This is a genomic window from Streptacidiphilus sp. PB12-B1b (genome assembly GCF_014084125.1).
In the GTDB taxonomy this organism is placed as follows: domain Bacteria; phylum Actinomycetota; class Actinomycetes; order Streptomycetales; family Streptomycetaceae; genus Streptacidiphilus.
Genome location: NZ_CP048405.1, coordinates 6058995 through 6075069 on the forward strand (window position 1 = coordinate 6058995; position 16075 = coordinate 6075069).

Annotated in this window: 17 protein-coding genes; 5 read left to right on the top strand and 12 right to left on the bottom strand. The window is 72.8% G+C overall.

Going from position 1 to position 16075, the window contains the following annotated elements; genetic code table 11:
• Positions 1-251 precede the first annotated feature (251 nt).
• Entirely contained in the window at positions 252-914 is a 663-nt protein-coding gene (locus GXW83_RS26220) for a TrkA family potassium uptake protein (protein ID WP_182445536.1), read from the top strand.
• Positions 914-1606, top strand: a complete 693-nt coding sequence (locus tag GXW83_RS26225; protein WP_182445537.1) for a TrkA family potassium uptake protein — start codon at positions 914-916, stop codon at positions 1604-1606. The genes GXW83_RS26220 and GXW83_RS26225 overlap by 1 nt, the downstream gene beginning before the upstream one ends.
• A 79-nt stretch (positions 1607-1685) precedes the next feature.
• Here GXW83_RS26225 and GXW83_RS26230 read toward each other — a convergent pair whose 3' ends face one another.
• From GXW83_RS26230 to GXW83_RS26245, 4 genes are all read right to left on the bottom strand, one after another.
• Entirely contained in the window at positions 1686-2462 is a 777-nt protein-coding gene (locus tag GXW83_RS26230; protein ID WP_225447260.1) for a DUF3159 domain-containing protein, read from the bottom strand.
• A 6-nt stretch (positions 2463-2468) separates the two neighbouring features.
• Positions 2469-2864, bottom strand: coding sequence for an OB-fold nucleic acid binding domain-containing protein (locus tag GXW83_RS26235; protein ID WP_182445538.1), 396 nt, complete (start codon positions 2862-2864; stop codon positions 2469-2471).
• A gap of 65 nt (positions 2865-2929) precedes the next feature.
• A complete protein-coding gene (locus GXW83_RS26240) occupies positions 2930-3613 on the bottom strand; it encodes a response regulator (protein ID WP_182445539.1) in 684 nt (227 codons plus the stop codon).
• Positions 3610-6222, bottom strand: a complete 2613-nt coding sequence (locus tag GXW83_RS26245) for a sensor histidine kinase KdpD (protein ID WP_182445540.1) — start codon at positions 6220-6222, stop codon at positions 3610-3612. Before GXW83_RS26245 ends, GXW83_RS26240 begins: the two co-directional genes overlap by 4 nt.
• Before the next feature lie 249 nt (positions 6223-6471).
• Between GXW83_RS26245 and GXW83_RS26250 the strand changes: the two genes are divergently transcribed.
• Positions 6472-7902: an amidase gene (locus tag GXW83_RS26250; protein WP_182445541.1), complete on the top strand. Its 1431-nt coding sequence runs from the start codon at positions 6472-6474 to the stop codon at positions 7900-7902.
• Between the two features lie 110 nt (positions 7903-8012).
• Here GXW83_RS26250 and GXW83_RS26255 read toward each other — a convergent pair whose 3' ends face one another.
• Genes GXW83_RS26255 through GXW83_RS26265 form a run of 3 tightly spaced genes read right to left on the bottom strand, consistent with a single transcriptional unit; the run spans position 8013 to position 9933 of the window.
• On the bottom strand, positions 8013-8828 hold the full coding sequence (locus GXW83_RS26255; protein ID WP_182445542.1) for a DUF3710 domain-containing protein: 816 nt from the start codon (positions 8826-8828) through the stop codon (positions 8013-8015).
• 2 nt (positions 8829-8830) lie between these two features.
• Complete coding sequence (gene dut / locus GXW83_RS26260; protein ID WP_182445543.1) at positions 8831-9328, bottom strand: dUTP diphosphatase; 498 nt, start codon at positions 9326-9328, stop codon at positions 8831-8833.
• A 20-nt stretch (positions 9329-9348) separates the two neighbouring features.
• A complete protein-coding gene (locus GXW83_RS26265) occupies positions 9349-9933 on the bottom strand; it encodes a PaaI family thioesterase (RefSeq protein ID WP_182445544.1) in 585 nt (194 codons plus the stop codon).
• Between the two features lie 129 nt (positions 9934-10062).
• Here GXW83_RS26265 and GXW83_RS26270 point away from each other — a divergent pair, with 129 nt between their 5' ends.
• Positions 10063-10602: a DUF3093 domain-containing protein gene (locus GXW83_RS26270; RefSeq protein ID WP_370466772.1), complete on the top strand. Its 540-nt coding sequence runs from the start codon at positions 10063-10065 to the stop codon at positions 10600-10602.
• A gap of 66 nt (positions 10603-10668) precedes the next feature.
• Here GXW83_RS26270 and GXW83_RS26275 read toward each other — a convergent pair whose 3' ends face one another.
• The 5 genes from GXW83_RS26275 to GXW83_RS26295 form a co-directional block, all read right to left on the bottom strand.
• Positions 10669-11430, bottom strand: a complete 762-nt coding sequence (locus tag GXW83_RS26275; RefSeq protein ID WP_182445546.1) for a hypothetical protein — start codon at positions 11428-11430, stop codon at positions 10669-10671.
• Between the two features lie 22 nt (positions 11431-11452).
• Positions 11453-11752, bottom strand: coding sequence for a DUF4193 domain-containing protein (locus GXW83_RS26280; RefSeq protein ID WP_030258984.1), 300 nt, complete (start codon positions 11750-11752; stop codon positions 11453-11455).
• Positions 11753-12208: 456 nt separating this feature from the next.
• Positions 12209-13174 carry an acyl-ACP desaturase gene (locus GXW83_RS26285; protein WP_182445547.1) on the bottom strand — a complete coding sequence of 322 codons (966 nt, stop codon included), beginning with the start codon at positions 13172-13174 and terminating at the stop codon, positions 12209-12211.
• Between the two features lie 271 nt (positions 13175-13445).
• Positions 13446-14675: a cell wall metabolism sensor histidine kinase WalK gene (locus GXW83_RS26290; RefSeq protein WP_182445548.1), complete on the bottom strand. Its 1230-nt coding sequence runs from the start codon at positions 14673-14675 to the stop codon at positions 13446-13448.
• Positions 14676-14678: 3 nt separating this feature from the next.
• The gene (locus GXW83_RS26295; RefSeq protein WP_182445549.1) at positions 14679-15332 is read right to left on the bottom strand and encodes a response regulator transcription factor; all 654 of its coding nucleotides are present in this window, start codon (positions 15330-15332) and stop codon (positions 14679-14681) included.
• A gap of 392 nt (positions 15333-15724) precedes the next feature.
• Between GXW83_RS26295 and GXW83_RS26300 the strand changes: the two genes are divergently transcribed.
• Positions 15725-15913 (top strand): hypothetical protein, encoded by a 189-nt coding sequence (locus tag GXW83_RS26300; RefSeq protein WP_182445550.1) that lies wholly within the window; start codon positions 15725-15727, stop codon positions 15911-15913.
• The last annotated feature ends 162 nt before the right edge of the window (positions 15914-16075 follow it).

A 16075-nucleotide genomic window follows, 5' to 3' on the forward strand; every position in this document is an offset into this window, starting at 1 on the left:
GTCGGGCCATGCATCCCACCCGGCGAGATCTCGACTCCGTTACGGATTGGCAACCGCCGCTTGTGAATTTCTGCACGTGGGAAGTGTCACGGCAGCCCTGCTCGGCAGGGTCGGCGGGGCTCCTGGGGGATACGCCCCGATTGCACGGGTACGGCGGTTGTGCCATTCACGCGCGGGAGTGCGACCCTGGTGCGGGCACCCGCTGAGGCGGTGCCAGGATCGAGCCGAGACACCACACCGGAAGGACGGTCGTGCACATCGTCATCATGGGTTGCGGGCGGGTGGGTTCTGCCCTCGCGCGCACCCTCGAGAAGCAGGGTCACTCGGTCGCCGTCGTCGACCAGGACCCCACGGCATTCCGCCGTCTCGGTTCGGGCTTCGTCGGCAAGCGGGTCACCGGGGTCGGTTTCGACCAGGACACGCTGCGCGAAGCGGGGATCGCAGAGGCCGACGCCTTCGCCGCGGTGAGCAGCGGTGACAACTCCAACATCATCGCCGCGCGGGTGGCCCGGGAGACCTTCGGCGTCGAGAACGTCGCGGCCCGGATCTACGACCCGCGCCGGGCCGAGGTGTACCAGCGTCTGGGCATCCCCACCGTCGCCACGGTCCGCTGGACCGCCGACCAGATGCTGCGGCGGCTGCTGCCCAGCGAGGTCGAGCCGCACTGGCAGGACCCGAGCGGCGCCGTGCAGCTGGCCGAGGTCCCGGTGGCCGCGGCCTGGATCGGCCAGCGGCTGTCCAAGCTGGAGCAGGCCGCCGAGGTCCGCGTCGCCTGCATCACCCGTCTGGGCGTCGGCACCCTGCCGACCCCGGAGATGGTGCTGCAGGAGGGCGACCTGGTGCACATGATGATGCGTGCCGCCGATCTGAAGGCCGTCGAGGCCGTCTTCGCCAAGGGCCCGGAGGAGCACTGATGCGGGTAGCCATTGCCGGGGCCGGTGCGGTGGGACGTTCCATCGCGGGCGAGCTGCTGGAGAACGGCCACGAGGTCCTCCTCGTGGACAAGAACCCCAAGTCCATCTCGGTGGAGCGGGTGCCGCGGGCGGAGTGGCTGCTGGCCGACGCCTGCGAGATCACCGCCCTGGACGAGGCCGCGCTGCAGCGCTGCAACGTGGTCATCGCCGCGACCGGGGACGACAAGGTCAACCTGGTGGTCTCGCTGCTGGCGAAGACCGAGTACGGCGTGCCGCGGGTCGTCGCCCGGGTGAACAACCCCAAGAACGAGTGGCTGTTCAACGAGGCATGGGGGGTGGACGTGGCCGTGTCCACGCCGCGCCTGATGTCCGCCCTGGTCGAGGAGGCGGTGAGCGTCGGCGACCTGGTCCGGCTGATGCGCTTCAGCCAGGGCGACGCCAACCTGGTCGAATTCACTCTTTCGGCCGACGCCGACGTGGTCGGCACCCGGGTCAGCGACGTCGAGTGGCCCGAGGACACCGCGCTGGTGACGATCATCCGCGAGGGCCGGGTGCTGGTGCCCAGCGGCAGCGACACCCTGGAGGGCGGCGACGAGCTGCTGTTCGTGGCCACCGCCGAGCGCGAGTCCGCACTGGAGTCGCTGCTGGCCGGGGAGAAGGGCGCCGAGCAGGGCGCCGGGACCGACGCCTGACGGTCCGCGCACACGAGGGAGGGGCCGGTGACGTCGTCACCGGCCCCTCCCTCGTCCTGCCCGGGCGCTGTGCCGCGGCTCAGCGCTGGTCGAGATCGGCCAGCGCGTCGCGCCCGGCCGGCTGCTCCGGACCGGGCACCGTGCCCGGCTGCCGGTCGCCCGGTTGCTCGGCGCCCGGCTGTTCGGCCTCCGGCTGTTCGTCGGCGTCCGGCACCACCTTGATCGGCGGCGGCGCCTTGGACAGGATCAGCCAGGACAGGTAGATCGCCACCAGCCACGGCGGGACGCCCAGGCCGATCTTGGCGACGCCCAGCCAGGTCACGTTCCCGGCCCAGTACAGCGGGAACAGGATGGCCGCCCGCAGCGCGAACAGCGCCACCCAGACCCAGGTCGCCTTGGTGTAGGCGGCCAGACGGCCGGGGTTCTGCGTCCGCCAGGTCATGTTCTCGCCCAGGAGCGGGCCCAGGAACACGCCGATCAGCGGCCAGCGGACCAGCGCCGAGACCGCGTACGCGACGCCCAGCGCCACGCCGTAGATCATCGACGGCAGGTAGAAGTCCTGGGCCTTGCCCGACTTCATCGCAATGTAGGCGCTGATGCCCACGCCCAGCACCCCGCCGAAGGCGTGCTTCAGGGTCTCCCTGCGAACCACTCGGACGAGTGCCAGCAGCAGGGTCACGCCGAAGGCGGAGAAGGACGAGACGCTGAGGTTCTTGGTGACGGTGAAGACCACCACGAAGACGAAGCCGGGCACGGTCATGTCGACCATGCCGCGGACCCCGCCGAAGGCGTCGATCAGGGAGGTGTCGACCGCGGGCCTGCCGCCCTGGCCGCCCCCGTGCTTGCCGCTGCTCACGCGGGGCTACTCCGATCCGACAGGACGCAGCTCGTACCGGGGGTTGAACAGCACCCGGCGGCCGCGCTGGTGGCTGATGCGGCCGTGGGCGACCAGGCGGCGGCCCGGTTCGATGCCGGCGATGGAGCGGCGGCCGAGCCACACCACGTCCAGGGAGTCGCTGCCGTCGAACAGCTCCGCCTCCAGCGCCGGTACGCCCGCGCGGGGGCGCAACGTCACGGCGCGGAGCGTGCCGCTCACGCTGACCTCCTGCCGGTCCTGGCAGGACGCTATCGGCGTGCAGCCGGTCGCCTCGATGCTCTGGCGGAGCTCCTCGGCGTGGAGGTCCTCACTGCTGGCGGCGAGACGGCTGAACATGCGACGCAGGCGCCCCTGCTGCCGGTCGCTGCGGATGTCACTCATGCCCCCGAGGGTACCGGTCCCGGGGCCCCGCTCCCACCTCCCCGTACCGCGCTCGGACGTTGCCGCTACTGCTCGAACCGGTATCCCATTCCGGGCTCGGTGATGAAGTGGCGCGGGTGCGCCGGGTCCACTTCGAGCTTGCGGCGCAGCTGGGCCAGGTAGACCCGCAGGTAGTTGGTCTCGGTGCCGTAGGCGGGCCCCCAGACCTCCTTGAGCAGCTGCTTCTGGCTGACCAGCCGCCCGGCGTTGCGGACCAGGATCTCCAGCAGGTGCCACTCGGTCGGGGTGAGCCGGATGTCGGCGTCGCCGCGGGTGACTCGCTTGGCGACCAGGTCGACCGAGAACGAGGCGGTGGTGACCACCGCCTCGCCCGCGTCCGCGCCCACCGGATCGGCCCGGCGGACCGCGGCCCGCAGCCGGGCCAGCAGCTCGTCCATGCCGAAGGGCTTGGTGACGTAGTCGTCGGCGCCCGCGTCCAGCGCCTCGACCTTCTCGTCGGAGGCGTGCCGGGCGGACAGCACGATGATCGGGACCTTGGTCCAGCCGCGCAGGCCCCGGATGACGTCGGTGCCGTCCATGTCGGGCAGGCCGAGGTCCAGCAGCACCACGTCCGGGTGGCGGGCGGCCGCGAGGTCCAGGGCGGAGGCGCCGTCGTGCGCGGCGTCCACCTCGTAGGCGCGTGCGCGCAGGTTGATCACCAGGGCTCGGACGATCTGCGGCTCGTCGTCCACTACCAGGACCCGGGTCATGCGTTGCCTCTCGCTTCTGTCTCTGTGGCGGCGGTGAGCCCGCCCGCCTCGGCGGCCTCGAGGGCCGGAGCTTCGGGGGCCGGGGCTTCAAGGGCCGGGGCGGCGGGGACGGCAGGCAGGGTGAACACCATGGTCAGGCCGCCGCCGGGAGTGTCCTCGGCGGTCAGGCTGCCGTCCATGGCCTCGACGAAGCCGCGGGCGACGGCCAGGCCCAGGCCGACCCCGGCGCCGCGCGGGGCGTCGCCGTAGCGCTGGAACGGCTCGAACACCTTCTCCTTGGCGCCGTCGGGTATCCCCGGGCCGTGGTCGGCGACGCGCACCTCCAGCCGGTCGCCCCGGCCGGGCAGCCGGAAGATGCTGCCGGAGACCAGGACCCGGCCGGAGCCGTTGTACTTGACCGCGTTCTCGACCACGTTGGCGAGCGCGCGTTCGAGCAGGCCGGGATCGCCGGAGACCATCAGCAGCCCCTCGGGGATGTCGGTGCGGACCGACTCCGGCGGCACCCCGCGCAGCGCGAAGGGCACCACCTCGTCCAGGTCGAACGCCCGGACCAGCGGGACGACCGTGTTGGTCTGCAGCCGGCTCATGTCGAGCAGGTTGCCGATCAGGTGGTCGAGCCGGTCGGCGCCCTCCTCGATCCCGGCCAGCAGCTCGGCCTCGTCCTCCGGCGTCCAGGTGACGTCGTCGGCGCGCAGCGAGGAGACGGACGCCTTGATGCCGGCCAGCGGGGTGCGCAGGTCGTGCGAGACGGCGGCCAGCAGCGCGGTGCGGATGCGGTTGCCCTCGGCCATCCGCCGGGCCTCGCGGGCGGCCTCGCCCAGCCTGCGGCGCTCCAGCACCACCGCGGCCTGGGCGGCGAACGCGCCCAGCACCCGGCGGTCGTCGGCGGGCAGCACCCGGCCGGAGAGCGCCAGCGCCAGCCGGTCGCCGACGGGCACGTCCACGTCGGCGTCCTCGGGGCGGCCGACCGGGTGCGGGCCGACGGCGGCGGCGCAGTTCCACGGGCCGAAGTCCTGCTCGCGTTCGAGCAGCGCCACCGACTCCATCTGGAAGGTCTCCTGCACCCGCTCCAGCAGCGCGGGCAGCGCCTTCTCACCGCTGAGCACGCTCTGCGCGAGGAAGCTCAGGGTCTCCGCCTCGGCCCGGCTGCGGGCGGCCTGGGCGGTGCGCGCGGCGGCCAGGTCCACCACGTAGGCGACGGACAGGGCGACCGCCAGGAACACCCCCATGGAGATGATGTTGGCGGTGTCGGAGATGGTCAGCGTGTGCAGCGGCGGGGTGAAGTACCAGTTCACCAGCAGCGAGCCGACCGCCGCCGAGGCCAGCGCCGGGAACAGGCCGCCGGTGAGCGCGGCGCCGACGGTCAGGCCCAGGTAGAGCAGCATGTCGGTCTGCTGGTTGCGGCCGCTGTGCATCCACTCGATCAACCCGGTCAGCAGCACCGGCCCGGCCACCCCGATCAGCCACCCGGCGGCGCTGCGGGCCACGCCCAGCCGGGTGATCCGGCGGATCGGCGCCACCCGCCCGCGGGCGACGTGCTCGTGGGTGACGATGTGGACGTCGATGTCGCCGGAGTCGCGGGCGACGGTCGCGCCCACGCCCGGGCCGAGCACCCACTGCCAGGGCTTGCGGCGGCTGCTGCCGAGGACTATCTGGGTGGCGTTGACGCCGCGGGCGAACTGCAGCAGCGCCTCGGCCGCGCGGTCGCCCAGGACCGAGTGGAAGGAGCCGCCGAGATCCTCCACCAGGCCGCGCTGAACGGTCAGCTCCTCCGGCGAGGCCCCGGTCAGGCCGTCGCTCTTGGCGACGTACACGGCCAGCAGCTCGCTGCCGGAGCCCTTGGCGGCTATCCGGGCGGCGCGGCGGATCAGCGTCCGGCCCTCGGGGCCGCCGGTGAGGCCGACCACGATCCGCTCCCGGGCCTGCCAGGTGGAGTCGATGTGGTTCTCGGCCCGGTAGCGCTGCAGGTACTCGTCCACCCGGTCGGCGGTCCACAGCAGCGCCAGCTCGCGCAGGGCGGTGAGGTTGCCGGGGCGGAAGTAGTTGGACAGCGCGGCGTCGACCTTCTCCGGCGCGTACACGTTGCCGTGGGCCAGGCGGCGGCGCAGCGCCTCGGGGGCCATGTCCACCAGCTCGATCTGGTCGGCGCGGCGGACCGCCTCGTCCGGCACCGTCTCCTGCTGGCGGACGCCGGTGATGCCCTGGACGACGTCGCCCAGCGACTCCAGGTGCTGGATGTTGACCGTGGAGACGACGTCGATCCCGGCCTCCAGCAGCTCCTGGATGTCCTGCCAGCGCTTGGCGTTGCGGGAGCCGGGGATGTTGGTGTGGGCCAGCTCGTCCACCAGGGCGACGGCGGGCCTGCGGGCCAGCACCGCGTCCACGTCCATCTCGGTGAACTCGCCGCCGCGGTAGGGCAGGGTGCGCCGGGGGACGGTCTCCAGGCCGTGCAGTTGCTCGCGGGTGTAGGCGCGGCCGTGGTCCTCGACGAAGGCGACGACGATGTCGGTGCCGCGCGAGGCCCGGCGGTGGCCCTCGCCGAGCATGGCGCAGGTCTTGCCGACCCCGGGGGCAGCCCCGAGGTAGATCCGCAGCCTGCCGCGCGCCATGCCGGTCCGCCCCGCTCCGTCCGGGGGCCGTGCCGGTCGGCACGGCTCTCCCAGCCGAGCGTACGGGAAGGTTCCGACTCCCGGCCCAGGTCGGACCTGCTGCCGGAGCGCCTTTAGCGACATCTTGACGAGTCCGCACGACACCTGTCGTCCGGGACCGTTCCGGGGTGCGGGGGTCTGGCCGGTGCGGGGCGGCGGTGCCAGGATCGGTCGCGGAACACGCATCGTCCACGACCCGAGGGGACCGCAATGACGCAGCTCCACGACCTGACCGCGCTGGAACAGGGTGAGTTGATCGGCACCGGGAAGCTCTCCCCGGTGGAGCTGACCGACCACTACCTGGAGCGGATCGGCCGGCTGAACGCCACCGTGGGCGCCTTCGTCACGGTCACCCCGGAGTCCGCCCGCAGGCAGGCGGCGGCCGCGGAGGAGGAGGCCGCCGCGGCCCGCCGGGAGGGGCGGGCGCTGTCGCCGCTGCACGGGGTGCCGGTGCCGGTGAAGGACCTCAACTTCGTCGCCGGGGTCCGCGCGACCCTGGGCTCGGCCGCCTTCGCCGAGCACGTCCCGGACACCGACGACCACGTGGTCACCCGGCTGCGCCGGGCCGGGACGATCATGACCGGGAAGACCAACACCCCCGAGTTCGGGCTGCCCTGCTACACCGAGAACCAGATCGCCCCGCCCGCGCGCACCCCGTGGGACCTCCAGCGCTCGGCCGGGGGCTCCAGCGGCGGCGCGGGCGCGGCGGTGGCCGCCGGGCTGGCGCCGGTGGCGCACGGCAGCGACGGCGGCGGTTCGATCCGCATCCCGGCGTCCGTCTGCGGGCTGTTCGGCATCAAGCCCAGCCGGGGCCGGGTCAGCAGCGGCCCCACCCTGTACGACGTCAGCGGGCTGAGCACCAGCGGCCCGCTGGCCCGTACCGTCGCCGACGCCGCCGCGCTGCTGGACGTGCTGGCCGGGGCCATGCCCGGGGACTCCTCCACCGCGCCGGCGCTGCCCACCGGCGAGACCTTCCTCGACTACGCCGGCCGCGACCCGCAGCCGCTGCGGGTCGCGCTGCTGACCACCCCGCCGGTGCCCGGCGTCGACGTCCACCCGGACTGCGTGGCGGCCACCGAGGGCGCCGCCGAGCTGCTGACCGCGCTCGGGCACCGGGTGGAGCCGCTGGAGCTGCCCGCCGACGACACCCTGCGCCGGGTCTTCGAGCAGGTGTGGGCGGTGATGGCGGCCCAGCGCCCGGTCCCGCCGGAGCGGGAGGAGCTGCTGATGCCGCTCACCCGGCACCTGCGCCGCCTGGGCGCGCAGGTCAGCGGCCCGGACTTCGCCACCGCGCTGTACACCTTCCGCGCAGTGGGGGCGTTGGTGGCCTCGCTGCAGGCGGAGTACGACGTGATCCTCACCCCGACGCTGGCCCAGCCGCCGGCCCCGGTCGGCGCGCTGCGGGACGACGCCGACCCGGCGCGGGAGTTCGACAACCTGACCGCCTTCACCCCGTTCACCCCGCTGTACAACGCCACCGGGCAGCCGGCGGTCAGCCTGCCGCTGCACTGGACCGGGGAGGGGCTGCCGATCGGGGTGATGCTCGGCGGGCGCTACGGCGACGAGGCCACGCTGGTCTCGCTCTCCGGGCAGCTGGAGCGGGCCCGGCCGTGGGCCGACCGCAAGCCGCCGCTCTGGTGAGCCGGTGAACCTCCGATGAGCCGGTGATCCGGTGGTCCGCTGGTCGGAGCCGGGAACGCGCGAGGGGCCCCGCTCGGCGGGGCCCCTCGGGTACGGCTGTGCGCGGCCGGTCAGCGGATCTCGGTGATCTCCGGGCCGCGGTCGAACGGGTTCAGCGGGTCGCCGCTGAAGCGGTTCTCCTCCGCGGCCGACTGCTGCGGCAGGCCGTCCGCGACCATCTGGGCGTCCTCGGGCAGCTTCAGCACGATCGGGTCGCGCGGGGCCATCGGCTGCTCGCCGCGGACCACCACGGTCTCCCGGAACACCCGCTCCAGCACCTGCGCCGCCTCCGGCTGCACGGCGGCCTGGCCGGAGATGACGCCGCGCAGGAACCAGCGCGGTCCGTCGCAGCCGACGAAGCGGACCAGCTGCACGCCGTGCGTGCCGTCCGGGAGCTGCACCGGGACCTGGGCGCGCAGGCCCCAGCCCAGCGGGCCCTCCTCGGTGTCCACGACGCCACCCTGCTGGGTGATGCCGGTGGCGATCTCCTTGCGGACCTCGCCCCAGATCCCCTCGGACTTGGGCGCGGCGAACGCCTGCAGCTGGATGGCGCTGCTGCCCAGGACCAGGGTGGCCGCGACGATCGAATCGCCCGCGACCTCGACCCGCAGCTCCATGCCCTCCACGCCCGGTACGAGCAGACCGCCGAGGTCCACCCGCCCCTCCGCGGCGTTCTCCACCTCGGTGGAGTCCCAGGGGCCGTCGGGGCGCGGCGCGGGCGGCAGGGCCACCCACTCCTCCTCGGCGTCGTCCTCCCTGTCGGAGCCGACACCGGCGATGTCCTCGCTGTCTGCGGAACCCTCCACGCCGTCCTCGTCCAGGGCGTCCTGGTCAAGGCCGTCGTGCTGATCGACAGCGTCCTCGCTCTTGGCGCGACGACGGAACACGGTCACTGTCCTTCCCGGTCGGGTACCGATGAGATTTCCTGCCCGGCCGCGGGAATGCTAACCGCGCCATGGCCGCCCGTCGACCCGAAGCCTCCTGCGGCGCGCGCCGACCCCGGCAGTTCCTCCACTTCGTGGAAGCGGACCTTCTCGACCCGCTGGACGACCAGCTGGGCGATCCGGTCCCCGCGGCGGAAGACCACCCGCTCGCGCGGGTCGAGGTTGACGACGATCACCTTGATCTCACCACGGTACCCGGCATCGACCGTTCCAGGGGCATTCACGATGGCAAGACCGCAGTGGAGTGCCAGGCCCGAACGGGGGTGCACGAAGGCCGCGTAGCCGTCCGGGAGGGCGATCGCCACGCCGGTCGGCAGCACCGTCCGCTCGCCCGGGGCCAGCTCGGCGTCGACGGTGGTGCGCAGGTCCGCCCCGGCGTCGCCGGGATGGGCGTAGCCGGGGGCGGGCACGCCGGGGTCGAGCCGCTGCAGCAGCACGTCCACGGGGCTGTTCGAAGGGCTGGTCACGGGTTCACCTCGAAGGCGCGGGCGCGCTTGAAGACGTCGGGGTTGTTCATGGCGGCCTCGATGTCCTCGGGGCGGCCGTGGGTGGTGAAGTGGTCCAGCTTCACCTGGACGAACAGGGCCTGCGCGGCTATCGCCACCGGCCCGTCCGGGGCGTCCAGCCTGCCCTCGGCGCTGCAGTAGATCTTGCGCCCGCGCACGGCGTCCACCCGGGAGTGGATGTACAGCGTCGAGCCGACCGGAACCGGGCGGCGGAAGTCGGTCTCCAGCCGGGCGGTGACCGAGGCCGTGTGCAGCAGCCAGTTCAGCGTCCCCAGCGCGTCGTCCATCGCGGTGACCAGCACCCCGCCGTGGGCCAGCCCGGGGCCGCCCTGGTGGGCGGGGGCGACGGTGAACTCGGCGTGCACCTCCACGCCCTCGCCGGCCCGCGCCGCCAGGTGCAGGCCGTGCGGCTGGCTGGGACCGCAGCCGAAGCAGTGCTCGTAGTGCGGGTCGATCAGCTGGCCGGGCGCCGGGGCGTCCGGATGGCGCACCGGGGCCACCGCGTCGGCGGGCGGGGTGAGCGACGGCCGGGCTGCGGGCATGTCGGGCCCCCGATCCAGGGAGGGTGAAGGGTGCGCGGTCACGCCCGCGACCTTACAGAACGCGGCGGGCTGAGCCGAACCGGCAACCCTGTGCGGAGGCTCCCAGGAGCCGCGTCCACAATGGGAGTCATGTACGACGAACGCCTCACGGCCCCGCCCCTCATGTGGCTGCTCCCGGTCGGCAGCGGCATCTCCTTCGGACTCGTCTTTATGATCTTCGGCGCGGTACCGGGCCTGATCGGCCTGGTTGCCGGCGGAGCCGGGGCAGCGGTGCTGCTCAGCTCCTACGGTTCCGCGCGCATCCGCGTCGTGCAGGGCCTGCTGGTCGCCGGGGAGGCCCGGGTACCGGTGGGCGCCCTCGGCGAGTCCTTCGCCATGGACCGCGACGAGTGCCTGGCCTGGCGCACCCACAAGGCCAACGGGCGGGCGTTCATGCTGCTGCGCTCCTACATCCCGACCGGCCTCCGGGTGATGGTCACCGATCCGGCCGACCCCACCCCCTACCTGTACCTCTCCACCCGGACCCCGGAGCGGCTGGCCGAGGCCGTCGAGGCCGCGAAGGCCGAGGCGGCGCAGGCGGACGCGGCGCAGACCGTCCCGGCGCAGGCCGAGGCGGCACCGGCCGAGGCACCCACCGACGCCGCTCCGACGGCCCCGCAGACGGCCTAGCCCGCCCGCAGCGGCCCGCCCGCGCCACCGGTGGCGCACCGGGGCCGCCCGGCGCGCGGCGCGGGCTCAGGCCCAGTAGTCGGGATCGACCGGCGGGCGGCTGCGCAGGTCGCGGCGGATCTCCTCGGCGAGCTTGGCGGTGTCGCGGCGGTTGACGTAGGCCCCGGCTCCGGCGCCGACCATCATCGGGGCGAGCGAGGGCAGCTTCCTGATCCCGCTGCGCGCCAGCCGTCGGCGCAGCTGTCTGCGCAGTTCGGCGCTGCCGCCGAGGACCATGACGGTGCCGGGACGGCTCAGGTCCAGGCCCCGGCGCTGGGACCAGACGGAGAGGTAGGCGGCGGCGCGCTGGGCGGCGCTGCCGGAGACGGGCTGGCCGTACGCCTGGTACAGCTCGGCGATGAGTTTGATCTCCACGGCGGCCACGGCGAGCATCTCCCCGGCGATCTCCAGGGGGATGGCGGGCGGTACCGGGAGCATGGCGGCCGCGCCGACCCCGGCGCCGATCACTCCGCTGGCCTTGGCGGCTCCGGAGGCGAGTCTGTCGGCGAGGTCCTCGGGGGTGCGCGCCTTGGGGTGCTGGGCGCGCAGGGCGGCCAGGTCCCGCACCGGGATGCGCGGGGCGGTGTCGATGAGGCTGTTGGTGAGCACGGCCAGTCGGCCTCCGCGCCCGCCCTGGGGGACGGGGTCCGCCGGTGCGGACCCGTCCAGGACGTCCAGCTCGGCGGCGACGCGGACGAACTCGTCCGCCGGGTCGCCGCCGCGCTGGTCACTGCGTTTCTGCTGAGTACTGCTCGGTGCCGTACGGGTTCGGTTGCGGAACGGTCTCATAGGACCCTCCTACCCGGAAAAGTCAGGCCGCGCAGTCCCGGCAGATGGGGTTGCCGTTCTTCTCACTGGCGAGCTGGCTCCGGTGGTGCACCAGGAAGCAGCTCATGCAGGTGAACTCGTCCGCCTGGCGCGGCAGCACCCGGACGGAAAGCTCCTCGTTGCTGAGGTCGGCGCCGGGGAGTTCCAGTCCCTCGGCGGCCTCGAACTCGTCGACGTCGACCGAGCTGGTCGACTTCTCGTTCCGGCGGGCCTTCAGCTCCTCGATGCTGTCCTCGTTGAGGTCGTCATCGGTCTTGCGTGGGGTGTCGTAGTCAGTAGCCATGTCGCTCTCCCCCTTTGGGTGTCTGCGGGTATCTCCAGCGCACGTAACGCGCGGGGAGCCGGACTTGTGCCCGACCCGAGGGCGAGATTTTGCCTTACTTCAAGGCTCGTTACTCAATCGACACCCGTTCCGTCCCCCGAAGAGGTGACCGGAAGGGCGTTCCCCGGGGTCGGACGGGCAGCTGTGCCTCCCGTCCCCATGGGCACTTACCGTGATCATGGGCTGCGGAAACGTCCCGTGGTGACCGGGCGTGCCCCTTGCGCCGCACGGAAACGGCGGAAGCAGCCGGAAAGCCGCCGCCGACCGGCAGCCACTACCCTGCGTCACCATCGACGGTAAGGTGACACAGGGTGATCGTCTGAAATGTTCACTCGTATGGCGGGAAATGTGACCTTCGTCACTGTCTTGAAAAGTCCTGACTTAGCGGTACAAGACGCACCGATTGTGACCCGTGTCTCAGCCCTTGGCCGCCTGGTTGGCGGCGCGCCGGGCCAGCAGCGCGGCGCGACGCTCGTCGAAGCGGGTGGCCTGGGCGTCCAGCCCGTCCAGGTACATCCCGAGCTCCTGCTGCGCCTGCAGACCGTCCGGGCCGAGCCCGGAGACCTCCATCACCTTGAGGTGGCGCAGCACCGGCTGCAGCACGTCGTCGTGGTGGATGCGCAGGTTGTAGATCCCGCCGATGGCCATCTGGGCGGCGGCGCGCTCGAAGCCGGGCATGCCGTGGCCGGGCATCCGGAAGCCGGTGACCACGTCGGAGACGGCGCGCATGGCCTGGTCCGGGGCGATCTCCAGGGCGGCCTTGAGCAGGTTCCGGTAGAAGACCATGTGCAGGTTCTCGTCGGTGGCGATCCGGGCCAGCATCCGGTCGCAGATCGGGTCGCCGGAGTGGCGGCCGGTGTTGCGGTGCGAGATCCGGGTGGCCAGCTCCTGGAAGGCCACGTAGGCGACCGAGTGCAGCATCGAGTGGCTGTTGTCTGACTCGAACCCCTCGGCCATGTGCGTCATCCGGGCGCGCTCCAGCGCCACCGGGTCCACCGCGCGGGCGGTGAGCAGGTAGTCGCGCATGACGATGGCGTGCCGGCCCTCCTCGGCCGTCCACTGGTGCACCCAGGTGCCCCAGGCCCCGTCGCGGCCGAACATGGTGGCGATCTCGTGGTGGTAGCTGGGGAGGTTGTCCTCGGTGAGCAGGTTGACCACCAGCGAGACCCGGCCGATGTCGGTCACCGGGGACTGGTCGACCGCCCACGCCTCGCCGCCCATGATCCCGTCGAAGTCCCGCCCCTGGCTCCACGGAACGTACTCGTGCGGCATCCACTCCTTGGCGACGCCGAGGTGGCGGTTCAGCTCGCGCTCCACGACCTCTTCGAGGGCGTGGATCAGTTGGGTGTCGGTCCAGGCGGGGCGGGAGGGGGCGATGGTCACGGCATCCAACTCTCGGTACGGCGAATACACCTACGCCTCCGTAGGTTACGCCACCGTAGGTTGTTGCGGCGACCGATGGCAAGGCCATCCGGATACGTGCACGGCACACCTGGCCGGGCGGACGGCGGACAGCCCGAGGAACCCCGCCGACCTGGCAAAAGGCCGACGGGGACGGTTGTATGACGCAAGGGTGCGGGCCGGGCCCCCGGAACCGGCCGGGAGCCCGCCAGGGGCCGGTCAGAGAGCCGGTCAGGGGCCGGTCAGAGGCCGGTCAGAGGCCCGGAATGCGGACCCGCATCTCCAGGCCGCCCTCCGGCCGTCCGACGGCCTCTATGGTGCCGCCGTGGGCCCGCACCACCGAGCGGACGATGGACAGACCGAGCCCCACGCCCTTGTCGCTGCGGGTCCGCTCCCGGCCCTTGCCCCGGCGGAACGGCTCGAAGATGTGCTCCAGCTCATAGCCGGGGACGACCTGCCCGGCGTTGGCCACCACCAGCTCGCCCGCGCCGTCCACCGTGCGCACCGAGAGCCGCACCCAGCCGTCCTGCGGCAGGTTGTAGCGCACCGCGTTCTGGATCAGGTTCAGCGCGATCCGCTCCAGCAGCACACCGTTTCCGGACACGGTGGCCGACTGCAGCTCGTCCGTCAGCCGGACACCCAGCTCGGCGGCCTCGGCCCGGGTCTGCTCCAGCGCCTGCCGGGCCACCTCGGCCAGATCCACCGGGCGCCGGTCGACCAGCTCGTTGTCGCTCCGGGCCAGCAGCAGCAGCCCCTCCACCAGCTGTTCGCTGCGCTCGTTGGTGGCCAGCAGGGTCTTGCCCAGCTGCTGCAGGTCGGCCGAGCTGCCCGGATCGGAGAGCTGGACCTCCAGCAGGGTGCGGTTGATCGCCAGCGGGGTGCGCAGCTCGTGCGAGGCGTTGGCGACGAACTTCCGCTGCGACTCGAACGCCCGGTCGAGCCGCTCCAGCATCTCGTCGAAGGTGTCGGCCAGCTCCTTGAGCTCGTCGTCCGGGCCGTCCAGCTCGATCCGCCGGTGCATGTCGGAACCGGCCACCTGCCGGGCGGTGCGGGTGATCCGGCCGATCGGCTGCAGCACCCGCCCGGCCATGGCCCAGCCGAAGGCGACGGCCAGGATCAGCAGCGCGATCAGCGCGCTTATCGACTTCAGCACCAGGGTGTGCAGGGCGTCGGACGAGGTGGCGGCCTCCCGGGCGGCCACCAGCGCGTCGTAGTCGGCCTTGGTCAGCGCCTGGCCGGTGACCGGGTTCACCACCTGCACGTCCGGGCCGAGCTGCGGGTACTGGGTGTGGCTGACCACGTGGAACGCCTGCGACACGAAGACGTACATGACCAGCACCATGACCAGGCCGGCCAGCAGGAACATGCCGCCGTAGAACAGCGTCAGCCGGATCCGCAGGGTCGGCCGGAACGGGAGTATCGACTGGTGGATCTCGGTCCCCGGCCAGGTGCGGGGGTGGTTGTCGTTGGCACGCGTGGTCATCGCTCAGATCCGGTATCCGGAGCCCGGCACGGTGATGATCACCGGCGGCTCGCCCAGCTTGCGGCGCAGCGTCATCACGGTCACCCGGACGACGTTGGTGAACGGGTCGGTGTGCTCGTCCCACGCCTTCTCCAGCAGCTGCTCGGCCGAGACCACGCCGCCGTTGGCTCGCATCAGCACCTCCAGCACCGCGAACTCCTTGGGCGCCAGCGACACCGGCTTGCCCTCGCGCAGCACCTCCCGGCGGCCCGGGTCCAGGCTCAGGCCCGCGCGCTCCAGCACCGGCGGCAGCGGGGTGGTGGCGCGGCGGCCGAGGGCACGCACCCGGGCGACCAGTTCGCTGAAGGCGAAAGGCTTGGGCAGGTAGTCGTCCGCCCCGAGTTCCAGGCCCTCGACCCGGTCGCTGATGTCGCCGGCGGCGGTGAGCATCAGCACCCGGGTGGCCAGCCCCTCCTCCACCACCCGGCGCAGCACGTCGTCGCCGTGGACCAGGGGCAGGTCGCGGTCGAGGACGACCACGTCGTACTCGTTCACCCCGACCCGGTCCAGGGCCGCCTGGCCGTCGTAGACCACGTCCACGGCCATCGCCTCGCGGCGCAGGCCGGTGGCGACGGCGTCGGCGAGCAGCTGCTCGTCCTCGACCACGAGAACCCGCAACGAAGTGGTCCTTTCCAGAGGGCCCCGGGGGCGCGCAGATCCCGGGAGGCGGCACGGAGCCCGGGCGCGGGTCCGCTCATCGTCGGTCCATCCTGCCTCGTCGGTGCGTAAAGCAGTGGTAAGCGGGACGCCGACGCAGGGGCGTGCGGGGGTCGCCGGGCGCCCCCGGAGGGCGGTCGGCGGCCCCCGCCGGGGCCCGGACGGCTCCCAGGAACGGAGGCCGGAATTCCCAGGGTTGACCAGGTTTCCCCGCGCACGGGCAAGGGGAGGACGCTCTGTACACCCGCGACCACGCTTGCTCCGCCGCGTGGATTCGCACCCGCCCTACGTGCGACCGCCCGCACTGGGCTCCGCCCGGGGTCGCCCGACACACAGCAAGGGGGTCTTGCCTCATGGACGCCTTCACCGCCGGCATTCTGCAGCGCATAAGGGCAGCCGAATCGGATCTGCGCGCGGCTCTGGAGTCGGGCGACGACTTCCTGGCCGAGATCGAGCAGTCCGAGCTCGACGACCTGCACCGCCTGGCCGCCGAGCACGGCATCCAGGTCAGCCCGGCCATGCCGCGCACCACCGCGGCCTGACCGGCACCGCACCGCCCGCACCATCCGAACGACCGGCACGACTCGCACCACCCGAGCGACCGGCACCACCGCACCACGCACCCACCCGCACCGACCAGCACCCCGCAGCGCCCAGGACGGCCCCCGCACCACGGCGCGGGCCCCGGGCGCTGCTCCTAGACC

Excerpts from the sequence above, each read along its gene's own strand:
- GXW83_RS26225 (WP_182445537.1), top strand. The coding sequence starts at position 914 with ATGCGGGTAGCCATTGCCGGGGCCGGTGCGGTGGGACGTTCCATCGCG.
- GXW83_RS26235 (WP_182445538.1), bottom strand. The coding sequence starts at position 2,864 with ATGAGTGACATCCGCAGCGACCGGCAGCAGGGGCGCCTGCGTCGCATG.
- GXW83_RS26240 (WP_182445539.1), bottom strand. The coding sequence starts at position 3,613 with ATGACCCGGGTCCTGGTAGTGGACGACGAGCCGCAGATCGTCCGAGCC.
- GXW83_RS26245 (WP_182445540.1), bottom strand. The coding sequence starts at position 6,222 with ATGGCGCGCGGCAGGCTGCGGATCTACCTCGGGGCTGCCCCCGGGGTC.
- GXW83_RS26250 (WP_182445541.1), top strand. The coding sequence starts at position 6,472 with ATGACGCAGCTCCACGACCTGACCGCGCTGGAACAGGGTGAGTTGATC.
- GXW83_RS26265 (WP_182445544.1), bottom strand. The coding sequence starts at position 9,933 with ATGCCCGCAGCCCGGCCGTCGCTCACCCCGCCCGCCGACGCGGTGGCC.
- GXW83_RS26270 (WP_370466772.1), top strand. The coding sequence starts at position 10,063 with ATGTACGACGAACGCCTCACGGCCCCGCCCCTCATGTGGCTGCTCCCG.
- GXW83_RS26275 (WP_182445546.1), bottom strand. The coding sequence starts at position 11,430 with ATGAGACCGTTCCGCAACCGAACCCGTACGGCACCGAGCAGTACTCAG.
- GXW83_RS26280 (WP_030258984.1), bottom strand. The coding sequence starts at position 11,752 with ATGGCTACTGACTACGACACCCCACGCAAGACCGATGACGACCTCAAC.
- GXW83_RS26290 (WP_182445548.1), bottom strand. The coding sequence starts at position 14,675 with ATGACCACGCGTGCCAACGACAACCACCCCCGCACCTGGCCGGGGACC.
- GXW83_RS26300 (WP_182445550.1), top strand. The coding sequence starts at position 15,725 with ATGGACGCCTTCACCGCCGGCATTCTGCAGCGCATAAGGGCAGCCGAA.